This window comes from Kitasatospora sp. NPDC088742, from assembly GCF_055584905.1.
On sequence record NZ_JBVJLD010000030.1, the window covers coordinates 1 to 25,742 of the forward strand.

Below are 25,742 nucleotides of genomic sequence, written 5' to 3' on the forward strand. Positions count from 1 at the left end.
GCGAGGAACTGCGCGAGGGGGCACGGCAGCGCGTGCAACTGGCTGACGTGCCCTCAGTCGCAGGTGGGCTGCCTTCCGATTCGCGCGGTTCCTCGCGCCCCTGGGTCCGCCGCCCTGCCGGTCGCTGCACTGCTGGAGGCGCTGCCCTGCCGGAGGCGTTGGGGTGGCCGGTAGCATCCGGCCATGATGTCGATGCCGTCGTCGTGGCCGGCCCGGATCCGGGCCCTCACCGCGGGTGAACTGACCCCGCCGGTGCCCAAGCCCTCCGCCACCGTGGTCCTGCTGCGGGACGGCGAGGCCGGGCCGGAGGTGTACCTGCTGCGCCGTCGGACCTCGATGGCCTTCGCCGGAGGGCAGTACGCCTACCCCGGCGGTGGGGTGGACCCGCGTGACGCCGAGGGCGGCTACGGCTGGGCCGGCCCGTCCCCCGCCGAGTGGGCGGAGCGGCTGGGCACCGACGAGCCGACCGCCCGGGCGGTGGTCTGCGCGGCGGTCCGGGAGACCTTCGAGGAGGCCGGGGTGCTGCTGGCCGGTCCGGACGAGCACCGCACCGCCGACCCCCGCGACTGGTCGAAGGAGCGCGCCGCGATGGAGCGGCACGAGCTGGCCTTCGCCGACTTCCTCTCCGCCAACGGCCTGTTGCTCCGTTCCGACCTGCTGGCGCCCTGGGCCCGTTGGGTGACGCCGGAGTTCGAGGAGCGCCGGTTCGACACCTGGTTCTTCGTGGCCGCGATGCCGCCCGGGCAGCTGGCGGCCGAGACCGTGGGCGAGGCCGACCGGGTCGCCTGGCTCGCCCCGTCCGAGGTGGTCGAGGGCTACGGGGAGGGCCGGTACCGGATGATGCCGCCCACCGTGACGGTCCAGCGGGAGCTGCTGACGGTCCGTTCGGCGGCCGAGGCGGTGGCCGCGGGGGCCGACCGGAAGGTGACACCCGTGCTTGGACGGGCGGAGACTTCGGGAGATCGGCTGACAGTTCGCTGGCCGGGGTATGAAGAGCTGACCATCGAAGGTATTTTTCCTCCCGAGTAGCCGTCACGCTCTCCCGCCGGGACGTGGGAGGCCGGACGCCGCTCGCCCCCGTCCACCGAGAAGCACCAGCTCATCCCGAGGAAGGACTGTCCGATGACCCACAACGACGTGGCTCGCCGGTCGGCGCTCACCGACAACACCCTCACCGCGCGTCCGCTGACGCTCCGTTCGCTGGCCGGCCGGCCGGTCGACCGCGTGCCGGAGGACCCGACCCTGCGGCGCCTGGAGCGGCAGCTGCCGCTGCGCAGCCTGTACCGGGTCAGCGAGGGCGGCCGGTGACCGGTCTCCTCCCGGGTGACCCCGCTGCCGCGATCGGCGGCGGGGCCACCCCCCGGGCGTTCTGCGTGCTCGCGCCGAACCCCTCGCCGATGACCCTGGACGGCACCAACACCTGGCTGCTCTCCGAGCCCGGCTCCGACCTCGCGGTCGTGGTGGACCCCGGGCCGCTGGACGAGGGCCACCTGCGCCGGGTCGTCGACACCGCCGAGCAGCAGGGCAAGCGGATCGCGCTGACCCTGCTCACCCACGGGCACCACGACCACGCCGAGGGCGCGGCCCGCTTCGCCGAACTGACCGGCACCGACGTCCGCGCGCTCGACCCGGCCCTCCGGCTGGGCTCCGAGGGTCTGCGCGGCGGCCAGGTGATCGAGGTCGGCGGCCTGGAGATCCGGGTGGTCGGCACCCCCGGGCACACCGCCGACTCCCTGACCTTCCACCTCCCGGCCGACGGCGCGATCCTGACCGGCGACACCGTGCTGGGCCGGGGCACCACGATGGTGGCCCACCCGGACGGCCGGCTCGGCGACTACCTGGACTCGCTGCGCCGCCTGCACACCATGGCCGCCGAGCACGGCGTCCGCACCGTGCTGCCGGGCCACGGCCCGGTGCTGGCGGACGCGCTCGGCGCCGTCGACTACTACCTCGCCCACCGGGCCGCCCGGCTGGCCCAGGTGGAGACCGCCGTGGAGGCGGGCCACCGGACGGCCGAGCAGGTGGTGGCCAAGGTGTACGCGGACGTGGACCGCGCGCTCTGGCCGGCCGCCGAGCTCTCGGTCCGGGCCCAGCTCGCCTACCTGGAGGACCACGGCCTGATCTGACGCCCCGCCGGCCGAGGGGCAGTCTCCGGACGCAGCAAGGCCCCCGGGACCGTCACGGTCCCGGGGGCCTTCCTGATGTCCCGTCAGCGCGGGACCTCGCGTCAGCGCGAGCGGCGGGAGAGGCGCTCGACGTCGAGCAGGACCACCGCGCGGGCCTCCAGCTTCAGCCAGCCGCGGCCGGCGAAGTCGGCCAGTGCCTTGTTGACCGTCTCGCGGGAGGCGCCGACCAGCTGGGCCAGCTCCTCCTGGGTGAGGTCGTGGGCGACGTGGATGCCCTCCTCGGACTGCACGCCGAAGCGGCGGGAGAGGTCCAGCAGCGCCTTGGCCACCCGGCCGGGCACGTCGGAGAAGACCAGGTCGGACATCACGTCGTTGGTCCGGCGCAGCCGGCGGGCGATCGCCCGGAGCAGCGCGATGGAGACCTCGGGGCGGGCGTGCAGCCAGGGCTGGAGGTCGCCGTGGCCGAGGCCGAGCAGCTTGACCTCGGTCAGCGCGCTGGCGGTGGCGGTGCGCGGGCCCGGGTCGAAGAGCGACAGCTCGCCGATCATCTCGCTGGGGCCGAGCACGGCCAGCATGTTCTCCCGGCCGTCCGGCGAGGCGCGGTGCAGCTTCACCTTGCCCTCGGCGACGACGTACAGGCGGTCGCCCGGGTCACCCTCGTGGAAGAGCGACTCACCGCGGGCCAGCGTCACCTCGGTCATGGAGGCACGCAGCTCGCCGGCCTGCTCGTCATCGAGAGCCGCGAACAGCGCGGCACGCCGCAGAACGTCGTCCACGTGCTTCCTCCTGCTGGTGGTGGATGGTGCATCCGGTCATGACTTGCATCACCAAGGATGACGCATGTCGCTCCGATCATATGAGGAGGGGTGCTGGCCGGGGGTACGGTACGGGGCCATTTGTACTCATCACGGCCGGTCGGCTACCGCCGTGAGCGTTCGTTCACCCGTATGCCGCAACGGCGGTGGCGCGCTCCGCCGCTCGCGGACGGACCGCCGCCGGACCACCGGCGACCAACCACCGGTGACCGAGGCGGCCGAGGTGGGGGGAGGGAATGGGCGGGGGAATTCGGCCCGGCGACTGTCCGTGTTCGTCCCGCCCCTGCGGCTGCGGTGTCCTAGGGTTTCCCCGGCGGGTGCGGTGGCACCTGGTGGCGGTGGGCCGTAGGGGTAGTGGTGCCGACGAATTTCGTGGACCGGGCCGAGTAGCTGTCGGAGTTCCACGACGTTCTGGGGGGATTGACCAGACGTCAGGGCCGGGTCCTGGTGGTGGAGGGCCGCTCCGGGATCGGGAAGTCCGCGCTGCTGGGCGAATTCCGGCGGATGGCCGCCGCCGGGCCGAGCTCGCCGCTGCGGGTGGTGACCATCCGCTGCCTGCCCCAGGTCGGCGAGGGCCTCTCGTACCTGGCCGCCTACGACCTGTTGCTCCAGCTCCAGGAGAAGCCCGAGTGCCCCAGTCTGCTCCGCCGTCTGCTCACCGGGGCAGGGCGTGGCGTGGCCCAGTCCGCGCCCGAGGCGCTCTCCACCCTGGTGCCATGTGCTGTCCCGGCTGCCGTCCTGGCACCAGTGCGCCAGGATGCACGGTCACAACTACGTCGTGGTGTTGGAACTCTCCTGCCGCTCCGACGAGTTGAACGAGATCGGGTTCGTCCGCGACTACCACGAGCTCGGTGCCTTCAAGACCTGGCTGGACGACACCCTCGACCACCGGCACCTGAACGACGCGATGGGTGCCGTCTCGCCCTCGGCCGAGAACCTGGCGATGTGGATCTTCGGCATCTGGGCCGACGAGTACCCCGAGCTCGCCGCCGTCCGGGTCTCCGAGACCCCCAAGACCTGGGCCGTCTACCGGCCGGCGCAGCCGCAGTGCCACCACTGCGGTGCCCCGGCCGGGGACTGACGGCCGACCCGCCCGCCGCTCACCCGGCCAGGTGGGCGGCCAGGCGGTCGAGGGAGGAGTTCAGGCCGGCCTCGGCCTGCGGGCCGAGGTACTGCGGCGGGACCTCGGTCTGGTGCAGCCGGATGGCGGTGCGGCCGTCGCCGAGGTCGGTGAGGTGGATCGCGCTGCGCATCGTGGTGCCCTGGACCCGGAAGACCAGCAGCTCGGGCTCGGTGACGGCCTCGAAGACGGCGCTGAGCGGGAAGCTCTGGTCGGTGCCGTCGACCACCATGGTGGACTCGAAGCGCCCGCCCGCGAACGGCTCGATGGTGACGCTCTCCAGCGGGACGTGGGTGCCCTCCGGGCCCCAGAAGTCGATGAAGCGCTCCGGGGTGACGTAGGCGTGGAACACGTCGGCGCGGTCGGCGTGGAAGACGCGGTCGAGGGTGAGCTCGCCGAGGTCGGTCATGTCGTACTCCCTGCTCCGGGGGGCTCCGGGTGAGCCTCTCGCAGGGGTAGACCGCCGACCCCGGCCGGACTCATCGGTCCGCGGGAAGGTTTCTGCGCGGGTTCACTCCCACTGGCGCTGGGCGAGCGAGGTGACCGGCATCGGCTTGCCGATGACGGCCAGCGCGACGAAGAAGTTGATCTGGCCGATCGCGATGGTCAGGGTCGCCATCGCCTTCTCGTCGTAGTGCGCGGCCACCTCGGCGTAGAGCCGGTCGGTGACCCGCTCGCGGCCGGGCGGGGCGGGCTGCAGGGTGGCCTCCACCAGGGCCAGGGCGGCGCGTTCGGCGGGGGTGAAGCAGAGCGCGTCCTGCCAGGAGGAGACAGCGGTGATGCGCTCCGCGGTCTCGCCGGCCTTGCGCAGGAAACCGGTGTTGAGAGTGGTCAGGTAGGTGTTGTGGACGATCTGACCGGCCCTCAGGTGCACCAGGTTGATCGTGGTCCGGGGCACCGAGCGGTTGCCCGTCGCCTTGAAGAGGGCGGTGCTGACCTCGGCCAGCTCAGGGACGAACCGGCCGGGGTCGGGCATCCGGGAGATCGACTGCTCCGTCATGGTGTGCTCCTCGTCGTCGGGGGCCTTCACCACACCGACGGACGGGAGCGCGGAAGTGTGACGGGCGGTCAGGAGTCGAGTCGGGGCGGCAGGCCGAACAGCGGGAAGAGCGCGTCGGTGTCCAGGAAGTTGTTCAGCCCGGTGATCCGGCCGTCCTGGACGTCGAGGACCTGGAGCGCCCAGGGCAGGTACCCGCCGGCCGGGTCCGGGCGGTACTGGGCGAAGGCCGGGGCGCCGTTGGCCGAGACCGGGAGCAGGCGGGAGCCGCGGCAGCCGCCGCCCGGGCCGTGCAGCCAGAGCAGGTACTGGTCCAGGCCCCGGAGCCACATCTCGAAGGGCGGCATGGAGAGCACCACGTCCTCGTGCAGCAGCGCGGCCAGCCGGTCCAGGTCGAAGCTCTCGAAGGCGGAGACGAACTTGGCCAGCAGCTCGGTCTGGCCGGGGTCGAGCGGCTCGGCCGGCTCGGCGTCGGCGCCCGGCTGCGCGGCCAGCGCCGCACGGGCCCGCTGCATCGCGCTGTTGACCGAGGCCACGGTGGTCTCCAGCAGCTCCGCCACCTCGGCCGCCGACCAGCCCACCACCTCGCGCAGGATCAGCACCGCGCGCTGCCGGGGCGCCAGGCGCTGGAGCGCGGCGACGAAGGCCAGCCGGACCGACTCGCGCTGCGCGGCCAGCTCGGCCGGGTCCCCGGCCAGCACCCAGGCGTCCGGCACCGGGCCGATCCAGGTGACCTCGGGCAGCTGGGTCCCGTACGCCTCGGAGACCGGGACGGGGCTGGTGAGGTCCATCGGCCGGGCCCGGCCCTGACGGCCCTTCAGGGCGTCCAGGCAGACGTTGGTGGCGATCCGGTACAGCCAGGAGCGCAGCGCGGACCGGCCCTCGAAGCCCTGGTGGCCGCGCCAGGCGCGGATCATCGTCTCCTGCACCGCGTCCTCGGCCTCGAAGGCCGACCCGAGCATCCGGTAGCAGTAGCCCGTCAGCTCCCGCCGGTACTGCTCCAGCTCCTGCTCGACCTCCGCCGTGACCGCCATCGTGCCGCCCCCTGCCGTCTCTGCCGTTGCTTCGCCGTCGTCCGACCGAGGCCTGGCACGGCGGTGGGGGTGACGCTACCTCAGCCCACCGACTGGCCCTGGTGCGGGAGCTGACGGGCTGTTAGCCTCCCTGGCTGTTGATCATGAACGTGATCGTCCAGTACGGGGGAGACCATGACCGAGTCCCAGCTCAGACCTGCCACCGAGGCCACCGGGGCCACCGAGACCGTTGAGGCCGTCGAGGCCCTTCCGACGCCGCCCGAGCGCGGTGGCGCCGGCAGCGCGCTCTGGCAGTGGGGTCCGTTCGTCCTGTTCGGCGTGGTGCTGCCGCTGATCACCTACAACCAGCTGATCGACCACGGCGTCGGCGTCAGCGCCGCGCTGCTGCTCTCCGCGCTCTGGCCGGCCGCCGAGACGGTCGCCATGCTGCTGATCCGGCGTCACGTGGACGAGATGGCGGTCCTCACGCTCACCCTCCTCGGCCTCTCGCTGATCAGTTCGCTGGCCTTCAACAGCCCCCGGATGATCCTGGTCAAGGACTCCGCCCTGACCGGCCTGTTCGGCCTGGTGATGTTCGCCAGCCTGCTGGCGCCCCGGCCGCTCTGCTTCTACATGGGCCGCAAGTTCGCCACCGACGGCTCCCCGGAGGCGGTCGCCTGGTGGAACGGGCTCTGGCAGTTCGCCGGCTTCCGCCGCACCCAGAAGATCATCACCACCGTCTGGGGCACCGCCTTCACCGCCGAGGCCGTGCTGCGCATCGTCCTCGCGTACCTGCTGCCCACCTCGGTGATGGTCACCCTGAACTCCGTGCTGCCCTTCGTGGTGATGGCGGGCCTGGTCACCTGGACCATCCGGTACGGCCGTCGTTCGGCCGAGCGCGGCCGGGCGGCGGCAGCGGCGGCAGCGGCGGCAACGGCGGCGTCAGCGGCCTGATCACCCGGCCAGTGCGGCGCGCGCCCGTCCGGCCAGTCCGTCCGCGCCGCAGCGCACGGCCAGCGCCAGACCCTCCGTCAGGCGGCGCCGCGCCCGGGCCCGATGGCCGGCCGCGGCCAGCGCCTCGCCGAGGTCGACCAGGGCGAGGGCGTGCTCGTAGCGGGCGGGGGAGCGTTCCAGCCGCCGGACCGCCTCCTCCAGCAGGGGCAGCGCACGCGGACCGCCGTGCACCGGGGCGGCGAGCCGCAGCGCGCTGCCGACGGCCGCGTCGGGGCCGAACTCCTCGGCGCGGCGAACCGACTCCTCGGCCAACTCCCGGGCCCGGTCCGGGTCCTCGGGCAGCAGGGCGAGGGCCAGGTGGCCGGTCCAGGGGGCCCAGACCGGATTGCGCCAGCCGCGCGCGTCCAGGGCCGCCCCGGCCCGGGCCAGCGCCTCGGCCGCTCCGGCGGTGTCCCCCCGGGCGAGCAGCAGCCGGCCGTACAGGGTCGGGGCGTCCGGCAGCACCATCACCGTCGGGTACGGCGGCCCGAAGGCGTACCGCCGGGCGAGCTGCCAGGCCTCCTCGGGCCTGCCCCGGGCCAGCAGGGTGTCGGCCAGCACTCCCACGGCGAACCACTGCAAGGGGATGCCCGGCGCGATCCGCTCGGCGATCCGCAGCGAGCGCCGCAGCAGTTGCTCCGCCTCGACGAGCTCGCCGCAGCGGAAGCGCAGCAGGCCGGTCAGGAACAGCGCGAACCCCAGGTGCCCGCCGCTCCAACCGGCCACCTGGTAGGCCAGCACCGCCTCGTCGAACAGTGCCTGGGCGCGGTCCGCCCGGTCCGCGTAGAGGTAGGCGATGCCGAGCACGCCGGGCAGTTCGAAGCCCCAGGTGGTGTTGGTCCACCCGAGCTCGGGCGGGAGCCGGCCGTCCTCCAGCACCCACTCCGCCAGCGCGACCGCCCGGGAGGCGTCGCCGCCCCGGAGCACCAACTCCCAGCAGCGCAGCACCGACACGGCCGCGTCCGTCCCGTCGGCCCTGGCGTGGTCGCGGGCGTACTCCTCCAACTGCCGGAAGCGGCCGGGCCCGTCCTCCTCCTCGGCCTGGAACGCCGCGAACATCAGGGCCGCCACCTCCAGCCGCCCGCGCCCCGGCCCGGGGGCGGTCCGCGCGGCCTCTTCGGCGCAGGCCGCGGCGGCCTCCCGCAGCCGGTTGCTGTGGGCCAGCGCCTGGGCGAGCCGGAAGGTGGCGTCCACCCGGAGCGCGGCGGTCAGTCCGGGCCGCTCGTCGAGGGCCAGGCGCAGCTGGTTCACGGTGGTGGCCGGGTCGGTCAGCAGCGCCGAGCAGCCGAGCTCGTACAGCACCGCAGCGCGCTCCGTCCCCTCCGGCGGCTCGCTCATCGCCCGCCGCAGGCAGCGCTGCGCCGCCTCGGGGGCGCCGGTGGCCAGGTGCTCGGCGGCGGCCCGGCGCAGGCGGCGGACCGTCTCGGGGTCGCCGTCCGGCTCGGTCTCCAGCAGGTGCCGGGAGGCGGCCAGCAGCCCCAGGCCGGCGTTCTCGATCGCGGTGGCGGCGACGCCGTGCATGCCGGTGCGGACGGCGGGCGGCATCGAGCGGTAGACGGAAGTGGCGATCAGCGGGTGGACGAACTCCAGCCGGCCGTCGGCCGTACCGGTCAGCACCCGCTGCCTGCGCAGCTCGCGGACCGAGTCGGCGGAGGTGTCCGGCCCCTGGGCGGAGATGACCGCCGCGAGGTCCGGGCGGATGCCGGTGCCGAGCAGCGAGGCCGCCCAGGCGAACCTGAGGGTGCTCGGACCGAGCCGGCCCAGCCAGTGATCGAGCGTCAGGCCCAGGGCGTCCGAGGCGAGTTCGCGCAGCTGCCCGGCGTTGTCGGCGACCGGGGCCAGCCCCTGGTCGCGCACCTCGCGCAGCAGTGCCCCGGTCGCGAACGGGTTGCCCCCGGTGACCGCCCAGACCTCACGGCAGAAGTCCTCCTCCGCCCCGTCCCCGAGCGAGTCGCGGACCAGCCCGGCCACCGAGTCCGGCCGCAGCGGGCGCAGTTCGTGCAGCCGGTCGGCCGTGCCCCGGATGCCCCGGATCAGGTCCTGGGCCCCGCCGGGTAACTCGTCGAACCGGTCCCGGCAGGCGGCCACCAGTAGCACCGGGAGCTCCCTGGCCCGCCCCGCGAAGGCGGCCAGCCAGCCGAGGGACTCCGGATCGGCCCAGTGCAGGTCGTCCACGACCACCATCAACGGCTCCAGCAGCCGGGCGAGTTGGACCAGGACGAAGTCCAGCCCGTCCCGGACGCCCTGCGGGTCGAGCTCCCCGGCGGGCGGCAGCAGCCCGACGGCGGGGCCGACGATCCCGTGCCAGTGGCCGGTGACCTGCCGCTGCCCGCCCTCGCCCAGCCCGGCCAGCGCAGGCTGCATCAACTGGCGCACCACGTGGAAGGGTTCGTTGCGACGGCGCTCGCCGCCGCGGGCGGAGAGCACCGTGCAGCCCGCCCGCCTCGCCAGCCGGCGGACCTCGGTCACCAGGGCCGTCTTGCCGACCCCGGCCGGCCCGGCGTAGACCAGCAGCCCGCCGGTCCCGGCCCCCTCGGCGGGGTCGCAGAGCGCCCGGACCGCCTCGTCCGCGGCCCTGGTCTCCGCTTCGCGCTCGTACAGACCGGCCCGTTCCCGAGCTGCCTCCACCGTGCCCCCCTCGGCGCTGCCGGTACCCCCGGCCGAGGTTAGTGCCGCACCGGCGGCGCCGGGGCGGACTTGGACCACGTCGGCCGGAATCGCCTCCGCCCGTCCGCCGGGTGGGATCAGGCCGGGGGACGGGGACGCAGGGCGCGGCCGGGCCGTCCGGGGTGGGCGAGGGCGACGGCGAGGGAGCGCCAGATCTCGGCGGCCAGGTCGACGTTGGCCGCGTCCTGGGCCTGGGCCGCGAGGCGCTCCAACTCGGCGACCGCCTCGGTGCGTTCGCCGTTCAGGATGCGCAGCTGGTTGTGCAGCATCTGGTGCCGGACCCGGTCGCGGAAGGAGAGGTGCTCGGGGTTCTCGCCGAGCTGCTCGCAGAGTTCCCGGGCCGCTCCGGGGTCGTTCTGCTGGAACGCCAGGTGGGCCCGGAGCGAGAGGAACTCCTGCAGGTGGATCGGCAGGTTGAGCAGGCCGACGGCCGGGGCGGCCTCGCGCAGCCGGCGCTCCGCCTCGTCGGTGTTGACCGGGACCATCCGCAGGTAGAGCGAGGCGGCCGCCAGCCGCAGCCGCATCCACAGCAGCAGCTCGTCGGCGCCGGAGCCGACCAGGTCCATGGCCTGCTCCAGCACCTCGGCCGCGGCGGCGTGCGCGCCCTGCCGGATCCGGATGCTGCTGGCGGTCCAGAGACACTCCGAGCGCAGCGTGCTCGGCACCCCCTCGGCGAGTTCGAGCATCCGGTCGGTGTGCTCGACGGCCTCACCGAGGCGGCCGGTCTCGGTCTCGGCCGCGATCAGCACGAGCAGGGCGCGGATGCGGTCGGTGCGGGAGAGGTCGGCCTCGGTGGCGATCTGCCAGGCCTCGCTCGCGGTGCGGTGGGCGGCGGCCGGGTCGCCGGAGGAGCGCTGGCAGCGGGCCAGTTGGATCCGGGCCCTGGCCCGCAGGTGCGGGTGCCGGATCTCGTCCCCGAGGGCGGTCAGGGTGAGCAGGGTGCGCTGCTCCTCGGCCCGGTCCCCGCTCTTGCGCTGATGCTCGGCGAGCATCCACAGGGCCTGCCAGCGGAGGGCCGGCTGGTCGGTGTCCGCGGTGTCCAGCAGCAGCCGGGTGCAGTCCTCGTCGTCGGCGCCGGAGAGCACGACGGCCAGCGTCTCCGCCGTCCGGTCGGCCTGCTCGGCGTTGAAGAACCCCGGCGCGAGGTCCAGTTTGGCGCAGAGGTACTCGACGGCACGGGACGTCGGCGGCCTGCTGCCCGACTCCAGCCGGGACAGATAGGCCGTGGACATCCCCGGGCCGGCCAGCTGCGTCTGCAGCATGCCGCGGGACTGCCGGACGGCGCGCAGTCGGATTCCGAACTGCGGCTGCGACAGGACGTCGTGGTCGCTGACCGATGCTCGCATAGCGAAACATTGCCACAACATTGCAGTCTCTTGTCAACTTGATCACCGAGGTCCAGCAAACTCTGTCAAGCTGGACCCCGGGGACGGATGCTGCTAAGGCCGGATCACGGGCCACTCGATGTCGTTGTTCTGCGGGCCCGCGTAGGTGGTGCGCGGAGCGCTCCCGCTCGGGTCCGCCCCGTGCACGAGGCCGATGCCGAACACTGCCAACAGGCCGGCCAGCACGGCGATCCTGCGGAACTTGCGCATGGTGTTTCCTCTGACTGCTCTGGCTGGACGGAAGCGGGGCAGGTTGCCGGGCCAGCCGTTTCCCCCGATCACCCCGTGTCCGAAACTTAACGTGAAGTGGCATCAGTTGACAACACGGATACCTCACTTGACAACTTTGGTAATCGATCGGAAAGCTGACGCCATCGCGTGACGGACGGGGAGGGAACGGTGACGGTGACGGGGGAGGCGCCGACCGGATCGGAACGGCTGCCGCTCGGGGAGCTGCGGCCGGCCGATTCGCCTCGGCTGGCTGGCGAGGATGCCGCCCGGATCGGTGAACTGGCGGCTGTGGAGGGCGAGTTCGAACCGGTCCTGGTGCACCGGGGGACGCTCCGGGTGGTGGACGGCCGGCACCGGCTGCGGGCCGCCGCCCTGCGCGGGGACCGGGACCTGCCGGTCCGCTACCTGGACGGGCCCGAGGACGAGATCTTCGCCCGCTCGGTCGAGGCCAACACCGCGCACGGCCTTCCGCTCACCCGCGAGGACCGGCGGGCCGCGGCCGCCCGCCTGCTGGCCCAGCACCCGCACTGGTCGGACCGCTCGATCGCCCGGATCGCCGGGCTGTCGCCCAAGACCGTCGGACGGGTCCGCCGCGATTCGACCGGGGAAGTTCCACGGTCGAACGCCAGGGTGGGCGAGGACGGCAGGCTGCGCCCGGTGGACGCCGGCGCCGGGCGCCGGGCGGCGGTCGCGCTGCTGGCCGAGCGGCCGGACGCGCCGCTGCGGGAGATCGCCCGGGCGGCCGGGATCGCCACCAGCACCGCGCACGAGGTCCGTCGACGGCTGCGCGAGGGCGAGGACCCGCTGGGTCCGGCCGTACCGCGGACCGGACGGGCTGCCCGGCCTCGGCGGACCGCGGCCCGGGCGGAGGCCGGGCGCGGGCCGACGGCGATCCTGGACGGGCTCGCCCGCGATCCCGCGCTGCGCCACACCCAGACCGGGCGACACCTGCTGCGCTGGCTCAACGCGCGGGACATCGACGCCCGTGCTGGCTGGGAGGTGGTCGCCGCCGTCCCGCCGCACTGCGCGCCGGCGGTCGCCGAACTGGCGAGCAGCTACGCGCAGGAGTGGAGCGCGCTGGCCGAGCGGCTGGCCCGTCAGGCCCGGGCGGCCGGGGCGTAGGCCCGACGGACCGTCAACGGCCTTGCCCGGCCTGCCTGGTCGGGTGCCGGGGTCCGGATCAGGCGGTGGGGTCCGGCCGTTCGGCCTCGATCAGGACCCGGCGCAGCAGGTCGACCAGCTGGGCCCGCTCGGCGGGTTCGAGCGTGCGCAGGATGCGGTGCTCCTCCTCGCCCTGGGTCTCCATGGCCGCCTGCCAGGCCGCCCGCCCCTCGGCGGTCAGTTCGATGTCGGTCTTCCGCCGGTCGGTCGCGGAGGGCAGGCGGCGGACGAACCCGCGCCGCTCCAGCCCGTCCAGCCTGCTGGTCATCGCGGACGGCGAGAGCTTGAGGTCGGCCACCAGCTCGGAGGGGACGGCCCGGCCGTCCCGCCCGGCCAGCGCGTGCAGGGTGAGGTACTCCGAGCTGAGCAGGTCGTGCGCGGCCAGCGAGCGCTCCTTGGCCTGGCCCAGGTGCTTGACCAGCACCCACATGCGCTTCACCGCGCCCTCCACCAGCGGGTCCAGTGAGGGCAGCACCTCCAGCCAGCGGTCCAGGTGGTCGTCGACGGAGTCGCGTGCGGTCGTCATGCGGCGATTTTACTTCATCGACGTAAAGTGCGTTGTCGAATATTGCGACATCGAAATACTATGGCGGAGTGACTCACCCACTGCGCTCCCCCAACTTCCGGCTGCTCTTCGCCAGTCGGACCCTGTCGACGCTCAGCGACGCGCTGGTGCCCACCGCCCTCAGCCTGGCCGTGGTCACCATCACCGGCTCCGCCACCGCCCTGGCGGTGGTGCTCGGCTGTGCCCTCGGCAGCCGGCTGCTGATGCTGCCGCTGGCCGGTGTGATCGCCGACCGGTACAACACCCGCTGGGTCGCGTTCGGCGCCGACTCGGTCCGGGTGCTGACCCAGGGCCTGGTCGCCGTGGAGCTGATCGGCGGCGATCCGTCCATCGCACTGATCGCCGTCGCCCAGGGCGTCGCCGGCATCGCGTCGGCCGTCGGCCTGTCCAACCTCTCGCCTCTGGTCACCAAGGTGGTGGTGGGCGCCGGCCCGCAGCGGCTGAAGGCCAACTCCCTGATGGGAGTGGCGAAGAGCGTCTCGCTGCTGGCCGGGCCGGCGCTGGCCGGGCTGCTGATCTGGCTGGTCGGCATCGGCTGGGTCTTCGTGCTGGACAGCGCCGCCTTCGCGCTCAGCGCGGCCCTGATGCTGGTCATCCGGATCGACGCGAGCACCACCGCCGCCAGCGCGCGCCGCAACGTCCGGGCCGGTCTGGTGGACGGCTGGGTCGAGGTGCGGGCCCGGGACTGGTACTGGACCAGCCTGATCGCCCACGCCGCGTGGAACTTCGTCGCCAACGTGCTGCTCACCCTCGGCCCGCTGATCGCGGTCAGCAAGCTCGGTGGTGAGGGCGCCTGGATCGCGGTGACCCAGGCCGGCGGCATCGGCCTGCTGGCCGGCTCCCTGCTGGCCGGCCGGGCCCGCCCCCGGCGTCCCGTCCTGGTGGGCAACCTCGCCCTCGCCAGCTACGCGGTGCCGCTCGTCCTGTTCGCCGTCGGTGCCCCGCTCCAGCTGCTGGTGATCGGCTACGGCGTCGCGCTGGCGGCGCTCGGCTTCCTCAACCCGACCTGGCAGACCACCGTGCAGACGGTCATCCCGCAGGACGTGCTGGCCCGGGTCGGCTCCTACGACTGGCTGGTCTCGCTGGCCGCCCAGCCGCTCGGCGTGCTGCTCGCCCCCATCGCGCTGCGGCTGTGGGGCGACCGGGTGCCGTTCGCCGTGGCGGCGGTGCTGGTGTTCGTCTTCTGCGCGGGCACCGCCCTCGTCCCCGGGGTGCGCCGCCTGCGGCTGGACCGGGACGGCGAGCTGCCCCCGGCCCCGCTCACCACCGCCCCGGCGCAGCCCACCGCCCCGCGCGAAGGCGTGAGCACCGGCTGACCACCGCCGTCGGCGTTCGGTGTCCGAGGGGCCCGAACAGCGGCGATCGCTTGATTCCCGAAGGGACGGCCGAGACGATGAAGTCACCGCAGCGGAGCGCGTGTTGACGCACCCGCGTGGTTTCTCAGGCCGACTCCGGCCTGCTCCCGCGACTCCTTGCCGACCGCCGCCCCGCCCTGCCCGGCGGCGGTCCGCGTCGTGGCGCAGGCACGCTTCGAAAGGCGAAACACCGTGACCGATCTCGTGCTGCTCGACCAGCTGCAGCAGATCTGGGCCGATGTCCTGGTCCTCGACGAGGTGCCGCTGGACCTCAACTTCTTCGAGGCCGGCGGCGACTCGCTCCTCTTCATCGTGCTGCTGGAGCGCGTCAACCGGCTCACCGGCCGGGAGGTGGAGGCCGCCGAACTCTTCGACTACGCCACCGTCCAGGCCCAGACCGAGTTCCTCTCCGAGCTCGTCGCGTCCTCGCCGGTGCCCGCCGGCCTGGCCGGCTGACGGCGGTCCGGAGATGACGCGCGACACCGACATCGCCGTGATCGGCGCGGGCTGCCGCTTCCCCGACGCGACCTCCCCGGAGGAGTTCTGGCGCAACCTCGAGAACGGCGTGGTCTCGGTCCGCGACGTCCCCGAGCGGGAGCTGCGGGCCGCAGGTGTCGCGCCGGAGCAGCTGAGCGCCCCGGACTTCGTCGCCAAGGCGGCCAGGCTGTCGGGCGTCGCGGACTTCGCGGGGGAGTTCTTCGGCTACGCGCGGGCCGAGGCCGAGACCGTCGACCCGCAGCAGCGGCTCTTCCTGGAGGTGTGCTGGGAGGCCCTGGAGGTGTCCGGCCACCCGCCGCGCACCCCGAACGGGCCGGTCACCGGGGTCTTCGTGGGCAGCCACGCGGGCCCGTACTCGGCCCGGCTGCTCGCGGCGAAGGCGCAGTGGGACGGCTGGCCGGCTGCGCTCGGTGACGTGCAGCTGCACCTCGGCGGGCTCGGCGACTTCACGGCGGCGCGGGTCGGCTACAAGCTCGGCCTGCGCGGCCCCACGCTCGGCGTCCAGGCGGCCTGCGCCTCGGCGCTGTCCGCCGTGCACCAGGCGGTGCTGAGCCTGCAGGCGGGCGCCTGCGAGGTGGCGTTGGCCGGCGGCACCACGGTGCTGGAGCCGGCCACCGGGTACCGGCGCCGGCCGGACGGCGCGCTCTCGGCGGACGGGCTGACCCGCTCCTTCGACGCCGCCTCCACCGGCACCGTCTACTCCTCGGGGGTCGGTGTGGTCGTCCTGCGCCGGCTGTCCGACGCGCTGGCCGACGGGGACACCGTGCTGGCGGTGCTGCGCGGCACGGCGGTGGGCAACCACGGTGCCGAGCGCGCCGGCTTCACCGCGCCCAGCGCGGCCGGAGTGGCCGCGGTGGTCGCGCAGGCGCTGCGGGTGGCCGGGGTGCGGGGCGACCAGCTCGACTACGTGGAGGCGCACGGCACCGGCACCCCGATCGGCGACCGGATCGAGATCCGCGGCCTGACCGCCGGATTCGGTGACACCCCGCCGCCGGCCGGTGCGTGCGGGCTCGGTTCGGTGAAGACCAACATCGGCCACACCGGCCCCGCCTCGGGCGTGGCCGGCCTGATCGGAGCGGTCAACGCGGTGCGCACGGGCGTGCTGCCGCCGCACCCGCTCTTCGAGTCGCCGCGCGAACCGGCGGCCTTCGCCCGCAGCCCGTTCACGATCTCCGCCACCGCCCGCCCGGCACCCGGGCCCGAGCGGTACGCGCTGGTGAACGCGATCGGGTTCGGCGGGACGAGCGCGGTGGCCGTGCTGGCCGCGCCCCCCGCGCCGACCCGCGCCTCCGCGCCGCTGCCGGGCACCGTCCGGCTGGCCTTCTCGGCCCGGAACCGGGCGGAGCTCGACGCGCTCGGGGAGCTGCTCGTCGAGGCGGTCGAGGCCCGCACGGTACCGCTCGGCGACCTCGCGCACACCCTGCGCGTGGGGCGCACGACCTTCCCCGAGCGCCGGGTGGTCAGCGCGGTCGCGGCCGGCCTGGCCGCCGCGCTGCGCAGCCCCGACTCCTCGGACGCGCGCACCGTCCGGGTCGCCGTACCCCGCCGGCTGGCACTGGTCGTCCCGGCCGGCCACCGGCTCCCCGACTGGGCCGCGGACCGGCTGCGGGCCGCCTTCGGCGGCCCGGTGCCGCTGGTCGCCACCGCCGCTGAGGCACCGTCAGGCGCGCTCACCCTGCCGGTCGGCGCGATGCCGTCCGGACCGGGACCGGCGGCCGACGACCTGGTCGACGAACTCGCCCACACCGCCTGGCTGCACGGCGTACCGGTCGAGTGGGAGGCCCTGGCCGGTGGCCGGGGCCGCCGGGTACCGCTGCCCACCTACCCCTTCCCGCGCGAGCGGTACTGGGCCCTGGACCGCGTCCCAGCCCAGGTCGGCTGACCTTCCCGGCTCGATCGCCCCCCACCAATCACCCCCCACCCAAGCGAGGAGTACCCATGCGTGCCCGCACCCTCTACGAGTGGTTCGCCGAGTCGGCCGCCCGCCACCCGGAGAACACCGCCCTGGAGGTGAACGACACCTCCTTCGACTACCGCCGGCTCGAGGAGCGGGCCGAGGCGCTCGCCGACCGGATGCTCCGGGAGCTGGGCCGCGCCCCGCGCCGGGTGGCGCTGCTGGCGATGCGCAGCGAGGTCGCGTACGCGGGCTACCTCGCCGCCCTGCGGCTGGGGGCGAGCGTCACGCCGCTCAACCCGCGCTTCCCGGCCACCCGGAACCAGGCCACCTGCGAACTGGCCGGGGCCGACCTGCTGCTGGCCGACGAGAACGGGGCCCCGCAGGTCGCGGGGCCGGAGGGCTGGCAGGGTCTGCCGGTCCTCGCGCTCACCGCCGCGGACCTGGCCGGGCTGCCCGCCGCCGGTGAGCTGCCCGCCCACCCGGCCGACCCGGACGAGGTCGCGTACCTGCTGTTCACCTCCGGCTCGACCGGCCGGCCCAAGGGCGTGCCGATCCGGCACCGCAACGCCTCCGCGTACGTCGCGCACTCGGTGGAGCGCTACGACGTCCGCCCCGGTGACCGGGTCTCGCACACCTTCGACCTGACCTTCGACCCGTCCGTCTTCGACCTGTTCGTCACCTGGGCGGCCGGAGCCGCCCTGGTCGTCCCGCAGCGGACCGAACTGCTGTCGCCCGTCGAGTACCTGACGGACCGTCGGATCACCCACTGGTTCTCGGTGCCCTCGGTGGTGTCGGTCGGCCAGAGCCTCGGCAAGCTCACCGGGGTGGCCGGCACGCTGCGCCACAGCCTGTTCATCGGCGAGCAGTTCACCCTCGACCAGGCGCGCGCCTGGCGCCGGATCGCCCCGCAGGCGGTCATCGGCAACGTCTACGGACCGACCGAACTCACCGTCGCCTGCAGCGGGTTCGAGCTGCCGGCCGATGAGGGGCAGTGGCCCCGCAGCTCCAACGACACGGTGCCGATCGGCCCGGTCTACGACTTCCTCGACTGGCTGGTGCTGGACGAGGAGGGCCGGCCGGCCGAGGACGGCGAGCTGGTGGTCCGCGGGGTCCAGCGGTTCGCCGGCTACCACGCCCCGGAGGACAACGCCGGCCGCTTCCTGGCCGTCCGGGACGGCGTCGCCGTGGTGTACGACGGCACCGAGCCGCTCACCGAGGAGCACTACTACCGCACCGGGGACCGGGTCCGGCTGGAGGACGGCGCCTGGGTGCACCTCGGCCGGCTCGACAACCAGGTCAAGATCCGCGGCTACCGGGTCGAGCTGGGCGAGATCGAGACCGTGCTGCGCCGTCACCCCGAGGTCGCCGAGGCCGTGGTGGTCCCGGAGCAGCAGGGTGTCGCGGTCGGCCTGGCCGCCTTCTACACCGGCCCGGCGGACCTCGACCGGACCGCGCTGACCCGCTGGCTGCGCGCCCGGCTCCCCGTGCACATGGTGCCGCAGCGCTTCGAGCGGCTGGACGCGTTGCCGCTCAACGCCAGCGGCAAGACCGACCGCGGCGCGCTCAAGGCCCGGCTCGCCGAGCGCCGGACGATCACGACGGGATGACCATGGACTTCAGCCTCTTCTACTTCGCCAACGACAGCGACGCCGCCGAGACCCCGGGCGGCCGCTACGAACTCCTGCTGGAGGGCGCCAAGTTCGCGGACCGCAACGGCTTCTCGGCGGTGTGGACCCCGGAGCGGCACTTCCACGCCTTCGGCGGCACCTACCCGAACCCCTCGGTGACCGGAGCGGCCGTCGCCGCCGTCACCGAGCGGATCGACATCCGGGCCGGCAGCGTGGTCGCCGCGCTGCACCACCCGCTGCGGATCGCCGAGGAGTGGTCGGTGGTCGACAACCTCTCCGGCGGCCGGGCCGGGATCTCGCTCGCCTCGGGCTGGCACGCGACCGACTTCTGCTTCAACCCCGACGCGTACGAGACCCGCAAGAGCGGGCTGTTCGACCAGGCCGACACCGTCCGCCGGCTCTGGCGCGGCGAGCAGCTGGAGGTGCTGGACGGCACCGGCGAGCAGGTCTCGGTCCGGGCCTACCCACCGCCGGTCCGGCCCGAGCTGCCGGTCTGGATCACCAGCGGCGGTGACGAGCGCACCGTCCGGGAGGCCGGCCGGCGCGGCTACGGCCTGCTCACCCACCTGCTCGGACAGGACCTCGACCAGCTGGCCGGGAAGATCGCCGCCTACCGCAAGGAGGTGGCCGGGCGTCCGGACGCCGACGGCTGGCCGGGCCACGTGGTCCTGATGGCGCACGCCTTCCTCGGCGAGGACGACGACGAGGTGCGGGAGGCCGTCCGTGGCCCGCTCTCCCGCTACCTGCGCAGCTCGCTCGGCCTGGTGCTCGGCTCCGGTCTGGCCGGGGCCCGCAGCATCGACCCGAGCAAGCTGCGGGAGAAGGACGTCGACTTCCTGGTCGCCCGCGCCTTCGACCGCTACTACGACGACGGCGGCCTGCTCGGCGGCGTCGAGAAGGCGCTCGGCGTGGTCCGCCGGCTGCGGGAGATCGGCGTGGACGAGATCGCCTGCCTGGTCGACTTCGGCGTGCCCACCGACCGGGTGCTGTCCTCGCTGACCCACCTCGACCGGCTCCGCCGGCTCGCCCAGGACGACCTGCCCCCGACCGCCCCGGGGACCTCGACCGATCTGGAGACCTCCCGATGACCATCCACCGGCTCTTCGCCGAGGCGGCCGCCCGCCACCCCGAGCGGATCGCCGTCTCGGACGGTACCCGCAGCCTCAGCTACGCCGAACTGGACCGGGCCGCCAACCGGCTCGCGCACCGGTTGGTCCGCTCCGGCGCGGGCTCCGAGCAGCTGGTCGCGCTCTGCGCCGAACGCACCGTCGACCTGGTGGTCGGCGTGCTCGGGATCCTCAAGTCCGGTGCCGGCTACCTGCCCCTGGACCCGCGCTACCCGCTGGACCGGCTGCGCGCGACCGTCGCCGACGCGGGTGCCCGCCTGGTGGTCGGCGACCGGGTGCCGGAGCTCGGCCTGGAGACCGTCGACCCGGCCGACCCGAGCCTCGCCACCGAGCCCGGCACCGCCCCGGACAGCGGCGCCGGCCCTTCGGACACCGCCTACGTCATCTACACCTCCGGCTCCACCGGCCGCCCCAAGGGCGTGGTGGTCGAGCACGCGCACGTCACCCGGCTGTTCTCGGTCACCGAGCAGGAGTTCGGGTTCGACGCCGAGGACGTCTGGACGATGTTCCACTCCATCGCCTTCGACTTCTCGGTCTGGGAGCTGTGGGGCGCCCTGCTGTACGGCGGCCGGGTGGTCGTGGTGCCGTACGCGGTCAGCCGCGACCCGGAGGCGTTCCTGCGCCTGCTGATCGACGAGCGGGTCACCATGCTCAGTCAGACCCCGTCCGCCTTCCGGCAGTTGGCCCGTACGGCGGAGGCCGTCGGCTTCCCGGACACCGCGCTGCGCGCCGTCGTCTTCGGCGGCGAGAAGCTCGAACCGGCCACCCTGCGCCGCTGGGTCGGCCACTACGGCGACGAGCGGCCGCAGCTGGTCAACATGTACGGGATCACCGAGACCACCGTGCACGTCACGGTCCGGCGGATCCGGCGCGCCGACCTCGACCTGCGGCAGAGCCCGATCGGCCGCCCGCTGGCCGACCTCACCCTGCACGTGCTGGACGAGTACCTGCAGCCGGTCGCCCCCGGCGAGGTCGGCGAGCTGTACGTCGGCGGGGCCGGCGTCACCCGCGGCTACCTCAACCGGCCCGAGCTGACCGAACAGCGCTTCCTGCCGGACCCGTTCGGCGCCCCGGGCGCCCGGCTCTACCGCACCGGTGACCTGGCCGAGCCGGACGCCTCGGGCGAGGTGTACTTCCACGGACGGTCCGACGGGCAGGTCCAACTGCGCGGCTTCCGGATCGAGTTGGGCGAGATCGAGGCGGCCCTCCTGGAGCACCCGGCGGTCCGCGAGGCGGTCGTGGTGGTCCGTGAGGACGAGGCCGACGAACAGCGCCTGGTCGCCTACTGGGTCGGCGCCGGGGCCACGGAGCCGTCCGCCGAGCCCGCCGAGGTCTCGGCCGGACTCCGTGAGCTGCTCGCGGCCCGGCTGCCCGCGCACATGGTGCCGTCCGCCTTCGTCGGGCTGGCCGCCCTGCCGATCACCGTCAACGGCAAGCTCGACCGGGCCGCGCTGCCCGCCCCGGCGGGCCCGGCCCGGTCCGCCGGTCTGGCCCGCACGGCACCGGCCGATCCGCTGGAGCAGCAGATCGCCGGCCTGTGGGCCGAGCAGCTCGGGGTGGCCGACATCGGCCGGGAGGAGAGCTTCTTCGCCCTCGGCGGGGACTCCATCCGCGCCATCCCGGTGGTGGCCCGGGCCCGTGAGGCGGGTCTGCCGCTGACCGTCGTGGCCCTGTTCGCCCACCCGACCGTCGCCGGGCTGGCCGCCTGGTGCCGCGAGCAGGCCGGGGTCGAGGACGCCGGCGCCGCTGGGGCCGGTGCGGCCGAGCCTCGCCAGGAGTTCCCGGTTCCGGACGGGGTCGAGGCGGTCTATCCGGCCTCCGCGCTCCAGCAGGGCATCATCTTCCACGCCAAGCTCAGCGGCGACCCGACGCTCTACCACGACCTGGAGACCGTCCGGGTGCGGGGCCCGTTGGAGCTGCCCGCCCTGGACCGCGCGCTCCGGGCGCTCACCGAACGGCACGAGATCCTGCGCACCTCCTTCGACCTGGGCAGCCACCGGCAGGTCGTGCAACACGTGCTCCCCGCCGTGGAGTTGACGGCCCAGCAGGTGCCCGTCCAGTCCGGCCAGGAGCCCGCGGCGGCAGTCCGCGCCTGGTGGCGGGAGCAGTGGCGGAACGGCTTCGACCTGACCCAGGGGCCGCTGCTCCGCTGCCACGTGCTGCAGCACGGCGAGGAGGACTTCCACCTCGCCGTCTCGGCCCACCACTCCATCCTCGACGGCTGGAGCTTCGCCCTCCTGATGACCGAGCTGCTCACCGGCTACGACCGCGAGCTGTCCGGCCTGCCCGCGCTGCCCGCCCTGAGGCCGGGTCAGCAGCCGGTGCGGTACCGGGAGTTCGTGGAACTGGAGGCTGCCGAGACCGAGGCGCCGGAAGCCGGGCGGTACTGGGCCGAGCTGCTGGACGGCGCCACCGCCACCGCGCTGCCCGCCCCCGCCGCCGCTCCGGGAGGGCTCGACCCGCACCTGCGGCTGCTGCTGCCCGGCGAGTTGGTGGAGCGGGTCGGTGCCCTGGCCGCCGAACTCGGCACCCCGGTCAAGAGCGTCTACCTGGCGGCCCACCTGGCCGCGCTCGGCCGGCTCACCGGGGACAAGGACGTGGTCACCGGGCTGGTGGTCAACGGCCGGCCCGAGGTGACCGGCGCCGAGGCCGCGCTCGGCCTGTTCCTGAACACCGTGCCGCTCCGGGTGGACCTGGCCGGCCGTCCCGGGCGGGAGCTGGTCCGGGCCGTCTTCGCGGCGGAGCAGGGCCTGCTGGCCCACCGCCGCTTCCCGCTCGCCAAGATCCGCAAGGCGACCGGCACCGTCCCGTTCACGGCGCTGTTCAACTTCACCAGCTTCGCGCCCGCCGACGCGGTCGCCGAGCTCGACCACCTGAGCACCGGCGAATGGTGGCTCAGCGACCGCAACAGCTTCCCGGTCTCGGTCGAGGTCGGCCGCCTGACCGGCTCCGACCAGTGGAAGCTCGACGTCAAGGTCGACCCGGCCAAGGTGGACGTGGCGGCCGGCCACGAACTGGCCACCGCGATCGAAGCACTGCTGCGGGAGATCACCGCCGGATGACCCGACCCTGGATCCGCCGGTTCCACCCCGCTCCGGCCGGCCTGCCCCGGCTGCTCTGCCTTCCGCACGCCGGCGGTTCGGCGGCCTTCTTCCGGCCGCTCTCCCGCTACCTGGAGGGCCGGGCCGAGGTGCTCGCCGTGCAGTACCCGGGCCGTCAGGACCGGCTGGGCGAGCCGCCGTTCGAGTCGCTGGACGCCCTGTCGGACGGCGTGGCCGGTGCCCTGGCGGACGAGGCGCCGCCGCTGGGCGGCCGCCCGCTGGTGCTGCTGGGTCACAGCATGGGCGCCGTGCTGGCCTTCGAGCTGGCCCGCCGCCTGACCCCGGATCACCTGGTGCTCTCCGGCCGCCGCGCACCGTCCAGGCACCGCACCGAACGCTGGCCGGAGACCGACGCCGAACTGCTGGCCGCCCTGCGGCGGATGGCCGGCACCGACCCCCGGCTGCTCGGCCACGAGGGCCTGCTGCGGCTCGCCCTGCCCGCGCTGCGGGCCGACGTCCGGGCGGTCCGGGACCACCGGACCGACCCGGCCGCCGTGGTGGCCGCCCCGATCACCGTCCTGCTCGGCGACGCCGATCCGACCACCACGGTGGCCGAGGCGGCGGCCTGGGCCGACCACACCACCGGCGGAGCCGACCTGCGGCTCTTCCCCGGAGACCACTTCCACCTGCGCGACTGGCCGGACGGACCGGCCGAGGTGGTGGCCGCCGTCCTGGCCACCACCAGCGCCCGCACCCCGGAGGCACCCGTGCCGACCCCTTCCCCCGCCCGGCCCCTCACGGCGGCCGGCCCGAGCGCGATCATCGACCTCGACGTCCGCTTCCCGGCCGGCCGGGTCACCGTCGAGCGGATGAGCGCCGAGTCCGGCCTGCCGCTCGAGGACGTCCTGCGGATCACCGCCGGCACCCGGGAGATCCCGGTCCTCGGCCCGGACGAGACCGCCTGGGAGATCACCCGGGACGCCGCCGAGGCGGTCCTCGCCCGCAGCGGCGTCGACCGGTCGGAGATCACCCACGTCATCTACGCCGGCTCCGGCGTCTGGGACCGGCCGGCCTGGTCGCCCGCCGCCAAGATCGCCCACGAGCTCGGCATCGAGCAGGCGCACTGCTTCGAGCTCGGCAACTTCTGCAACGCGGGCATGGCCGCCCTCCAGGTCGCCGCCGACCAGGTCACCCTGCGCGGCGGGTACACCCTGCTGCTGCTCGGCGACCGGCTCGGCCGGCTGGTCGACTACCGGGACCCCGAGACCCGTCCGCTGTTCAACGCGGGTGACGCCGGCGCGGCCGTCCTGGTCGGCCCGGACGGCCGCTACCGGCACCTGCACTCGGCCATGCGCACCGATCCGAGCTGGGCCGACTTCTGGGCCGGCGAGCACCGTCCCGAAGGCCCGGCCTTCCGCCGGGCCGGCACCCGCGAGGGCCTCGGCGCGGTCTACCTGGAGAACTTCGTCCAGCTGGCCGACCGGACCCTGGCGGCGGTGGGCCGCAAGCGCGAGGACATCGGGTACCTGCTGATCAACCAGGGCGACCGCAACATCCAGCTGCGCCTGCTGGAGGCACTCGGCCTGCCCGAGGAGCGCAGCGTCTTCACCTACGGCCGGCTCGGTCACATGGCCTCCGCCGACAGCATCGTCTGCCTGCGCGAACTGGCGGACCGTCAGACGCTGCGCCACGGCGACCTGATCCTGGTCGCCTCCAGCGGCATGGGCTTCACCTTCGGCATCACCGCTCTCGAGTACCGGGAGGACCTCGCGTGAACGCCACCGCTCCGGCCACCGCTCCGGCCACCGCTCAGGTCACCGGGCCGATCGTCGCCGTGGTGTACGACCGCGGTGCCGTGTCGCCCGGTGAGATCGCCGCCGGCCTGGCCGGCCTCGGCACCCCCGTCTTCCTGACGGCCGACTCCCAGCACACCGCCGACCTCCGTCCGGTGCTCCAGGAGCTCGGCCCCGTCCACCCGCTGACCGGGGACCCGGAGCAGGACCTGGCCACCGCCCGGGCGCTCGCCCCGGCCGCCGTGCTCACCTTCAGCGAGTCCATGCTGCGCACCGCCGCCGCCCTCTCCGAGGGCCTCGGCCTCCCCGGGCACACCCCGGAGACCGCGCTGCTGCTCACCGACAAGGCCCGCCAGCGCGAACGGTTGCGCGCCGCCGGGGTGGACGAGGTCCGCAGCCGGACGCTGCACTCGGTCGACGACTGGCCGGCCGCGGTGGCCGGCACCGGCCTGCCGGCGATCGTCAAGCCCGTGCGCGGCGAGGGCAGCCGGGCGACCTACGTTCTGCGCACCGAGGAGGACGCGGCCCGGCTGCTGCCCGAGGCGTTCGCCGCGGTGCCGGCCGACGGCGCCGGCCCGGTGTTCGTGGTGGAGGAGCTGCTGGAGGGCCGCACCGGCCTGCCGTTCGGCGACTACGTCGCGGTGGAGAGCGTCTGCACCCCACAGGGCGTCACCCATCTCGCGGTGTCCGGGAAGTACCCGTTGGTGCCGCCGTTCCGGGAGGCCGGGGTGTACTGGCCGGCCGCCCTCGGCGCCGACGAGGAGGCGGAGATCAAGGAGTTGGCGGGCCGGGCGCTCACCGCGCTCGGGGTCACCGTCGGCCTCACCCACACCGAGGTCAAGCTCACCCCGGCCGGCCCGCGGCTGATCGAGGTGAACGGCCGGATCGGCGGGCACGTCAACCAACTCGCCCTGTACGCCTGCGGGGTGGACCTGGTCCGGATCGCCGCCCTGCTGGCCCTCGGCCAACGGGTCCGGGCACCCCGGCTGCGCCCCGAGCGGGTGCACTTCCTCCGCTACGGGCTTGCCCCCACCGAACCGGCCCGGCTCGCCGCCGTCCACGGCGAGCAGGAGGTGCGGCAGCTGCCGGGCATCGACGGCTACCGCGGCTACCGCCGGATCGGTGACCAGCTGCCCGGCGGGGTGATGACCCAGCCCCTGGACCTGCTCTGGGGGAGCGCCGCCGACCACGAGGAGATGGCCGCGCTGGTCGAGCGGGCGCTGTCCGTCCTCGGCTACGACTTCGAGTTCGCCGCCGGCACCCACCGGCTGTCCGCCGGCGACCTGGTGCGCTGACCGCGCCCGACCGCCGCCGGTTCCGCTCGCCCGAC

Annotated in this window: 21 protein-coding genes and 1 pseudogene; 14 read left to right on the forward strand and 8 right to left on the reverse strand. The window is 74.4% G+C overall.

Translation table 11 applies throughout. From position 1 onward, the window contains the following. Nucleotides 1–183 precede the first annotated feature (183 nt). The 3 genes from ACZ6ZR_RS22870 (at nt 184) to ACZ6ZR_RS22880 (ending at nt 2,126) form a co-directional block, all read left to right on the forward strand. A complete protein-coding gene (locus tag ACZ6ZR_RS22870; RefSeq protein WP_465645062.1) occupies nt 184–1,029 on the forward strand; it encodes an NUDIX hydrolase in 846 nt (281 codons plus the stop codon). A 93-nt stretch (nt 1,030–1,122) separates the two neighbouring features. Then, a complete protein-coding gene (locus ACZ6ZR_RS22875) occupies nt 1,123–1,308 on the forward strand; it encodes a hypothetical protein (RefSeq protein ID WP_465645064.1) in 186 nt (61 codons plus the stop codon). Then, nucleotides 1,305–2,126, forward strand: coding sequence for an MBL fold metallo-hydrolase (locus ACZ6ZR_RS22880; protein WP_465645066.1), 822 nt, complete (start codon nt 1,305–1,307; stop codon nt 2,124–2,126). The genes ACZ6ZR_RS22875 and ACZ6ZR_RS22880 overlap by 4 nt, the downstream gene beginning before the upstream one ends. 101 nt (nt 2,127–2,227) lie before the next feature. Here ACZ6ZR_RS22880 and ACZ6ZR_RS22885 read toward each other — a convergent pair whose 3' ends face one another. Continuing rightward, nucleotides 2,228–2,902, reverse strand: a complete 675-nt coding sequence (locus tag ACZ6ZR_RS22885; RefSeq protein ID WP_030288117.1) for a Crp/Fnr family transcriptional regulator — start codon at nt 2,900–2,902, stop codon at nt 2,228–2,230. Between the two features lie 709 nt (nt 2,903–3,611). Here ACZ6ZR_RS22885 and ACZ6ZR_RS22890 point away from each other — a divergent pair. Further along, nucleotides 3,612–4,022, forward strand: coding sequence for a 6-pyruvoyl trahydropterin synthase family protein (locus ACZ6ZR_RS22890; protein ID WP_465645068.1), 411 nt, complete (start codon nt 3,612–3,614; stop codon nt 4,020–4,022). Nucleotides 4,023–4,041: 19 nt separating this feature from the next. Here the strand turns inward: ACZ6ZR_RS22890 and ACZ6ZR_RS22895 are convergent, their stop codons facing one another. From ACZ6ZR_RS22895 to ACZ6ZR_RS22905, 3 genes and pseudogenes are all read right to left on the reverse strand, one after another. Continuing rightward, complete coding sequence (locus ACZ6ZR_RS22895) at nt 4,042–4,470, reverse strand: SRPBCC family protein (protein ID WP_465645069.1); 429 nt, start codon at nt 4,468–4,470, stop codon at nt 4,042–4,044. A 102-nt stretch (nt 4,471–4,572) separates the two neighbouring features. Continuing rightward, nucleotides 4,573–5,061, reverse strand: coding sequence for a carboxymuconolactone decarboxylase family protein (locus ACZ6ZR_RS22900; protein WP_465645071.1), 489 nt, complete (start codon nt 5,059–5,061; stop codon nt 4,573–4,575). A gap of 68 nt (nt 5,062–5,129) precedes the next feature. Continuing rightward, nucleotides 5,130–6,137: pseudogene (locus ACZ6ZR_RS22905) on the reverse strand (sigma-70 family RNA polymerase sigma factor); the annotation flags it as partial. 129 nt (nt 6,138–6,266) lie between these two features. Here ACZ6ZR_RS22905 and ACZ6ZR_RS22910 point away from each other — a divergent pair. After that, entirely contained in the window at nt 6,267–7,025 is a 759-nt protein-coding gene (locus ACZ6ZR_RS22910; protein WP_465645073.1) for a VC0807 family protein, read from the forward strand. Here the strand turns inward: ACZ6ZR_RS22910 and ACZ6ZR_RS22915 are convergent, their stop codons facing one another. The 3 genes from ACZ6ZR_RS22915 to ACZ6ZR_RS22925 all read right to left on the reverse strand — a co-directional run bounded on the left by ACZ6ZR_RS22915 (nt 7,026) and on the right by ACZ6ZR_RS22925 (nt 11,326). After that, on the reverse strand, nt 7,026–9,692 hold the full coding sequence (locus ACZ6ZR_RS22915) for an ATP-binding protein (protein WP_465645075.1): 2,667 nt from the start codon (nt 9,690–9,692) through the stop codon (nt 7,026–7,028). A gap of 116 nt (nt 9,693–9,808) precedes the next feature. Beyond that, nucleotides 9,809–11,077, reverse strand: coding sequence for a helix-turn-helix domain-containing protein (locus ACZ6ZR_RS22920; RefSeq protein ID WP_465645077.1), 1,269 nt, complete (start codon nt 11,075–11,077; stop codon nt 9,809–9,811). A 93-nt stretch (nt 11,078–11,170) separates the two neighbouring features. Then, complete coding sequence (locus tag ACZ6ZR_RS22925; RefSeq protein WP_465645079.1) at nt 11,171–11,326, reverse strand: hypothetical protein; 156 nt, start codon at nt 11,324–11,326, stop codon at nt 11,171–11,173. A 189-nt stretch (nt 11,327–11,515) separates the two neighbouring features. On the opposite strand from ACZ6ZR_RS22925, the gene ACZ6ZR_RS22930 reads away from it, so the two are divergent. Then, complete coding sequence (locus tag ACZ6ZR_RS22930) at nt 11,516–12,469, forward strand: ParB/RepB/Spo0J family partition protein (protein ID WP_465645080.1); 954 nt, start codon at nt 11,516–11,518, stop codon at nt 12,467–12,469. A gap of 58 nt (nt 12,470–12,527) precedes the next feature. On the opposite strand, the gene ACZ6ZR_RS22935 is transcribed toward ACZ6ZR_RS22930, so the two are convergent. Beyond that, nucleotides 12,528–13,034 carry a MarR family winged helix-turn-helix transcriptional regulator gene (locus ACZ6ZR_RS22935; protein WP_465645082.1) on the reverse strand — a complete coding sequence of 169 codons (507 nt, stop codon included), beginning with the start codon at nt 13,032–13,034 and terminating at the stop codon, nt 12,528–12,530. Between the two features lie 68 nt (nt 13,035–13,102). Between ACZ6ZR_RS22935 and ACZ6ZR_RS22940 the strand changes: the two genes are divergently transcribed. The 8 genes from ACZ6ZR_RS22940 to ACZ6ZR_RS22975 all read left to right on the forward strand — a co-directional run bounded on the left by ACZ6ZR_RS22940 (nt 13,103) and on the right by ACZ6ZR_RS22975 (nt 25,707). Next, a complete protein-coding gene (locus tag ACZ6ZR_RS22940; protein WP_465645083.1) occupies nt 13,103–14,389 on the forward strand; it encodes an MFS transporter in 1,287 nt (428 codons plus the stop codon). A gap of 231 nt (nt 14,390–14,620) precedes the next feature. Further along, nucleotides 14,621–14,884, forward strand: a complete 264-nt coding sequence (locus ACZ6ZR_RS22945; RefSeq protein ID WP_465645084.1) for an acyl carrier protein — start codon at nt 14,621–14,623, stop codon at nt 14,882–14,884. A 13-nt stretch (nt 14,885–14,897) separates the two neighbouring features. Further along, nucleotides 14,898–16,808, forward strand: a complete 1,911-nt coding sequence (locus ACZ6ZR_RS22950) for a beta-ketoacyl [acyl carrier protein] synthase domain-containing protein (protein WP_465645085.1) — start codon at nt 14,898–14,900, stop codon at nt 16,806–16,808. Between the two features lie 56 nt (nt 16,809–16,864). After that, nucleotides 16,865–18,430: an amino acid adenylation domain-containing protein gene (locus ACZ6ZR_RS22955; protein ID WP_465645086.1), complete on the forward strand. Its 1,566-nt coding sequence runs from the start codon at nt 16,865–16,867 to the stop codon at nt 18,428–18,430. Then, on the forward strand, nt 18,427–19,539 hold the full coding sequence (locus ACZ6ZR_RS22960) for a MupA/Atu3671 family FMN-dependent luciferase-like monooxygenase (protein WP_465645087.1): 1,113 nt from the start codon (nt 18,427–18,429) through the stop codon (nt 19,537–19,539). The genes ACZ6ZR_RS22955 and ACZ6ZR_RS22960 overlap by 4 nt, the downstream gene beginning before the upstream one ends. Then, on the forward strand, nt 19,536–22,640 hold the full coding sequence (locus tag ACZ6ZR_RS22965; protein ID WP_465645089.1) for an amino acid adenylation domain-containing protein: 3,105 nt from the start codon (nt 19,536–19,538) through the stop codon (nt 22,638–22,640). The genes ACZ6ZR_RS22960 and ACZ6ZR_RS22965 overlap by 4 nt, the downstream gene beginning before the upstream one ends. Continuing rightward, nucleotides 22,637–24,394, forward strand: coding sequence for a thioesterase domain-containing protein (locus ACZ6ZR_RS22970; RefSeq protein WP_465645091.1), 1,758 nt, complete (start codon nt 22,637–22,639; stop codon nt 24,392–24,394). Before ACZ6ZR_RS22965 ends, ACZ6ZR_RS22970 begins: the two co-directional genes overlap by 4 nt. Then, nucleotides 24,391–25,707: an ATP-grasp domain-containing protein gene (locus ACZ6ZR_RS22975; RefSeq protein ID WP_465645093.1), complete on the forward strand. Its 1,317-nt coding sequence runs from the start codon at nt 24,391–24,393 to the stop codon at nt 25,705–25,707. The genes ACZ6ZR_RS22970 and ACZ6ZR_RS22975 overlap by 4 nt, the downstream gene beginning before the upstream one ends. Nucleotides 25,708–25,742: the final 35 nt, after the last annotated feature.

Excerpts from the sequence above, each read along its gene's own strand:
- ACZ6ZR_RS22965 (WP_465645089.1), top strand. The coding sequence starts at position 19,536 with ATGACCATCCACCGGCTCTTCGCCGAGGCGGCCGCCCGCCACCCCGAG.
- ACZ6ZR_RS22925 (WP_465645079.1), bottom strand. The coding sequence starts at position 11,326 with ATGCGCAAGTTCCGCAGGATCGCCGTGCTGGCCGGCCTGTTGGCAGTG.
- ACZ6ZR_RS22870 (WP_465645062.1), top strand. The coding sequence starts at position 184 with ATGATGTCGATGCCGTCGTCGTGGCCGGCCCGGATCCGGGCCCTCACC.
- ACZ6ZR_RS22955 (WP_465645086.1), top strand. The coding sequence starts at position 16,865 with ATGCGTGCCCGCACCCTCTACGAGTGGTTCGCCGAGTCGGCCGCCCGC.
- ACZ6ZR_RS22900 (WP_465645071.1), bottom strand. The coding sequence starts at position 5,061 with ATGACGGAGCAGTCGATCTCCCGGATGCCCGACCCCGGCCGGTTCGTC.
- ACZ6ZR_RS22950 (WP_465645085.1), top strand. The coding sequence starts at position 14,898 with ATGACGCGCGACACCGACATCGCCGTGATCGGCGCGGGCTGCCGCTTC.
- ACZ6ZR_RS22935 (WP_465645082.1), bottom strand. The coding sequence starts at position 13,034 with ATGACGACCGCACGCGACTCCGTCGACGACCACCTGGACCGCTGGCTG.
- ACZ6ZR_RS22910 (WP_465645073.1), top strand. The coding sequence starts at position 6,267 with ATGACCGAGTCCCAGCTCAGACCTGCCACCGAGGCCACCGGGGCCACC.
- ACZ6ZR_RS22960 (WP_465645087.1), top strand. The coding sequence starts at position 18,427 with ATGACCATGGACTTCAGCCTCTTCTACTTCGCCAACGACAGCGACGCC.
- ACZ6ZR_RS22875 (WP_465645064.1), top strand. The coding sequence starts at position 1,123 with ATGACCCACAACGACGTGGCTCGCCGGTCGGCGCTCACCGACAACACC.
- ACZ6ZR_RS22970 (WP_465645091.1), top strand. The coding sequence starts at position 22,637 with ATGACCCGACCCTGGATCCGCCGGTTCCACCCCGCTCCGGCCGGCCTG.
- ACZ6ZR_RS22895 (WP_465645069.1), bottom strand. The coding sequence starts at position 4,470 with ATGACCGACCTCGGCGAGCTCACCCTCGACCGCGTCTTCCACGCCGAC.
- ACZ6ZR_RS22920 (WP_465645077.1), bottom strand. The coding sequence starts at position 11,077 with ATGCGAGCATCGGTCAGCGACCACGACGTCCTGTCGCAGCCGCAGTTC.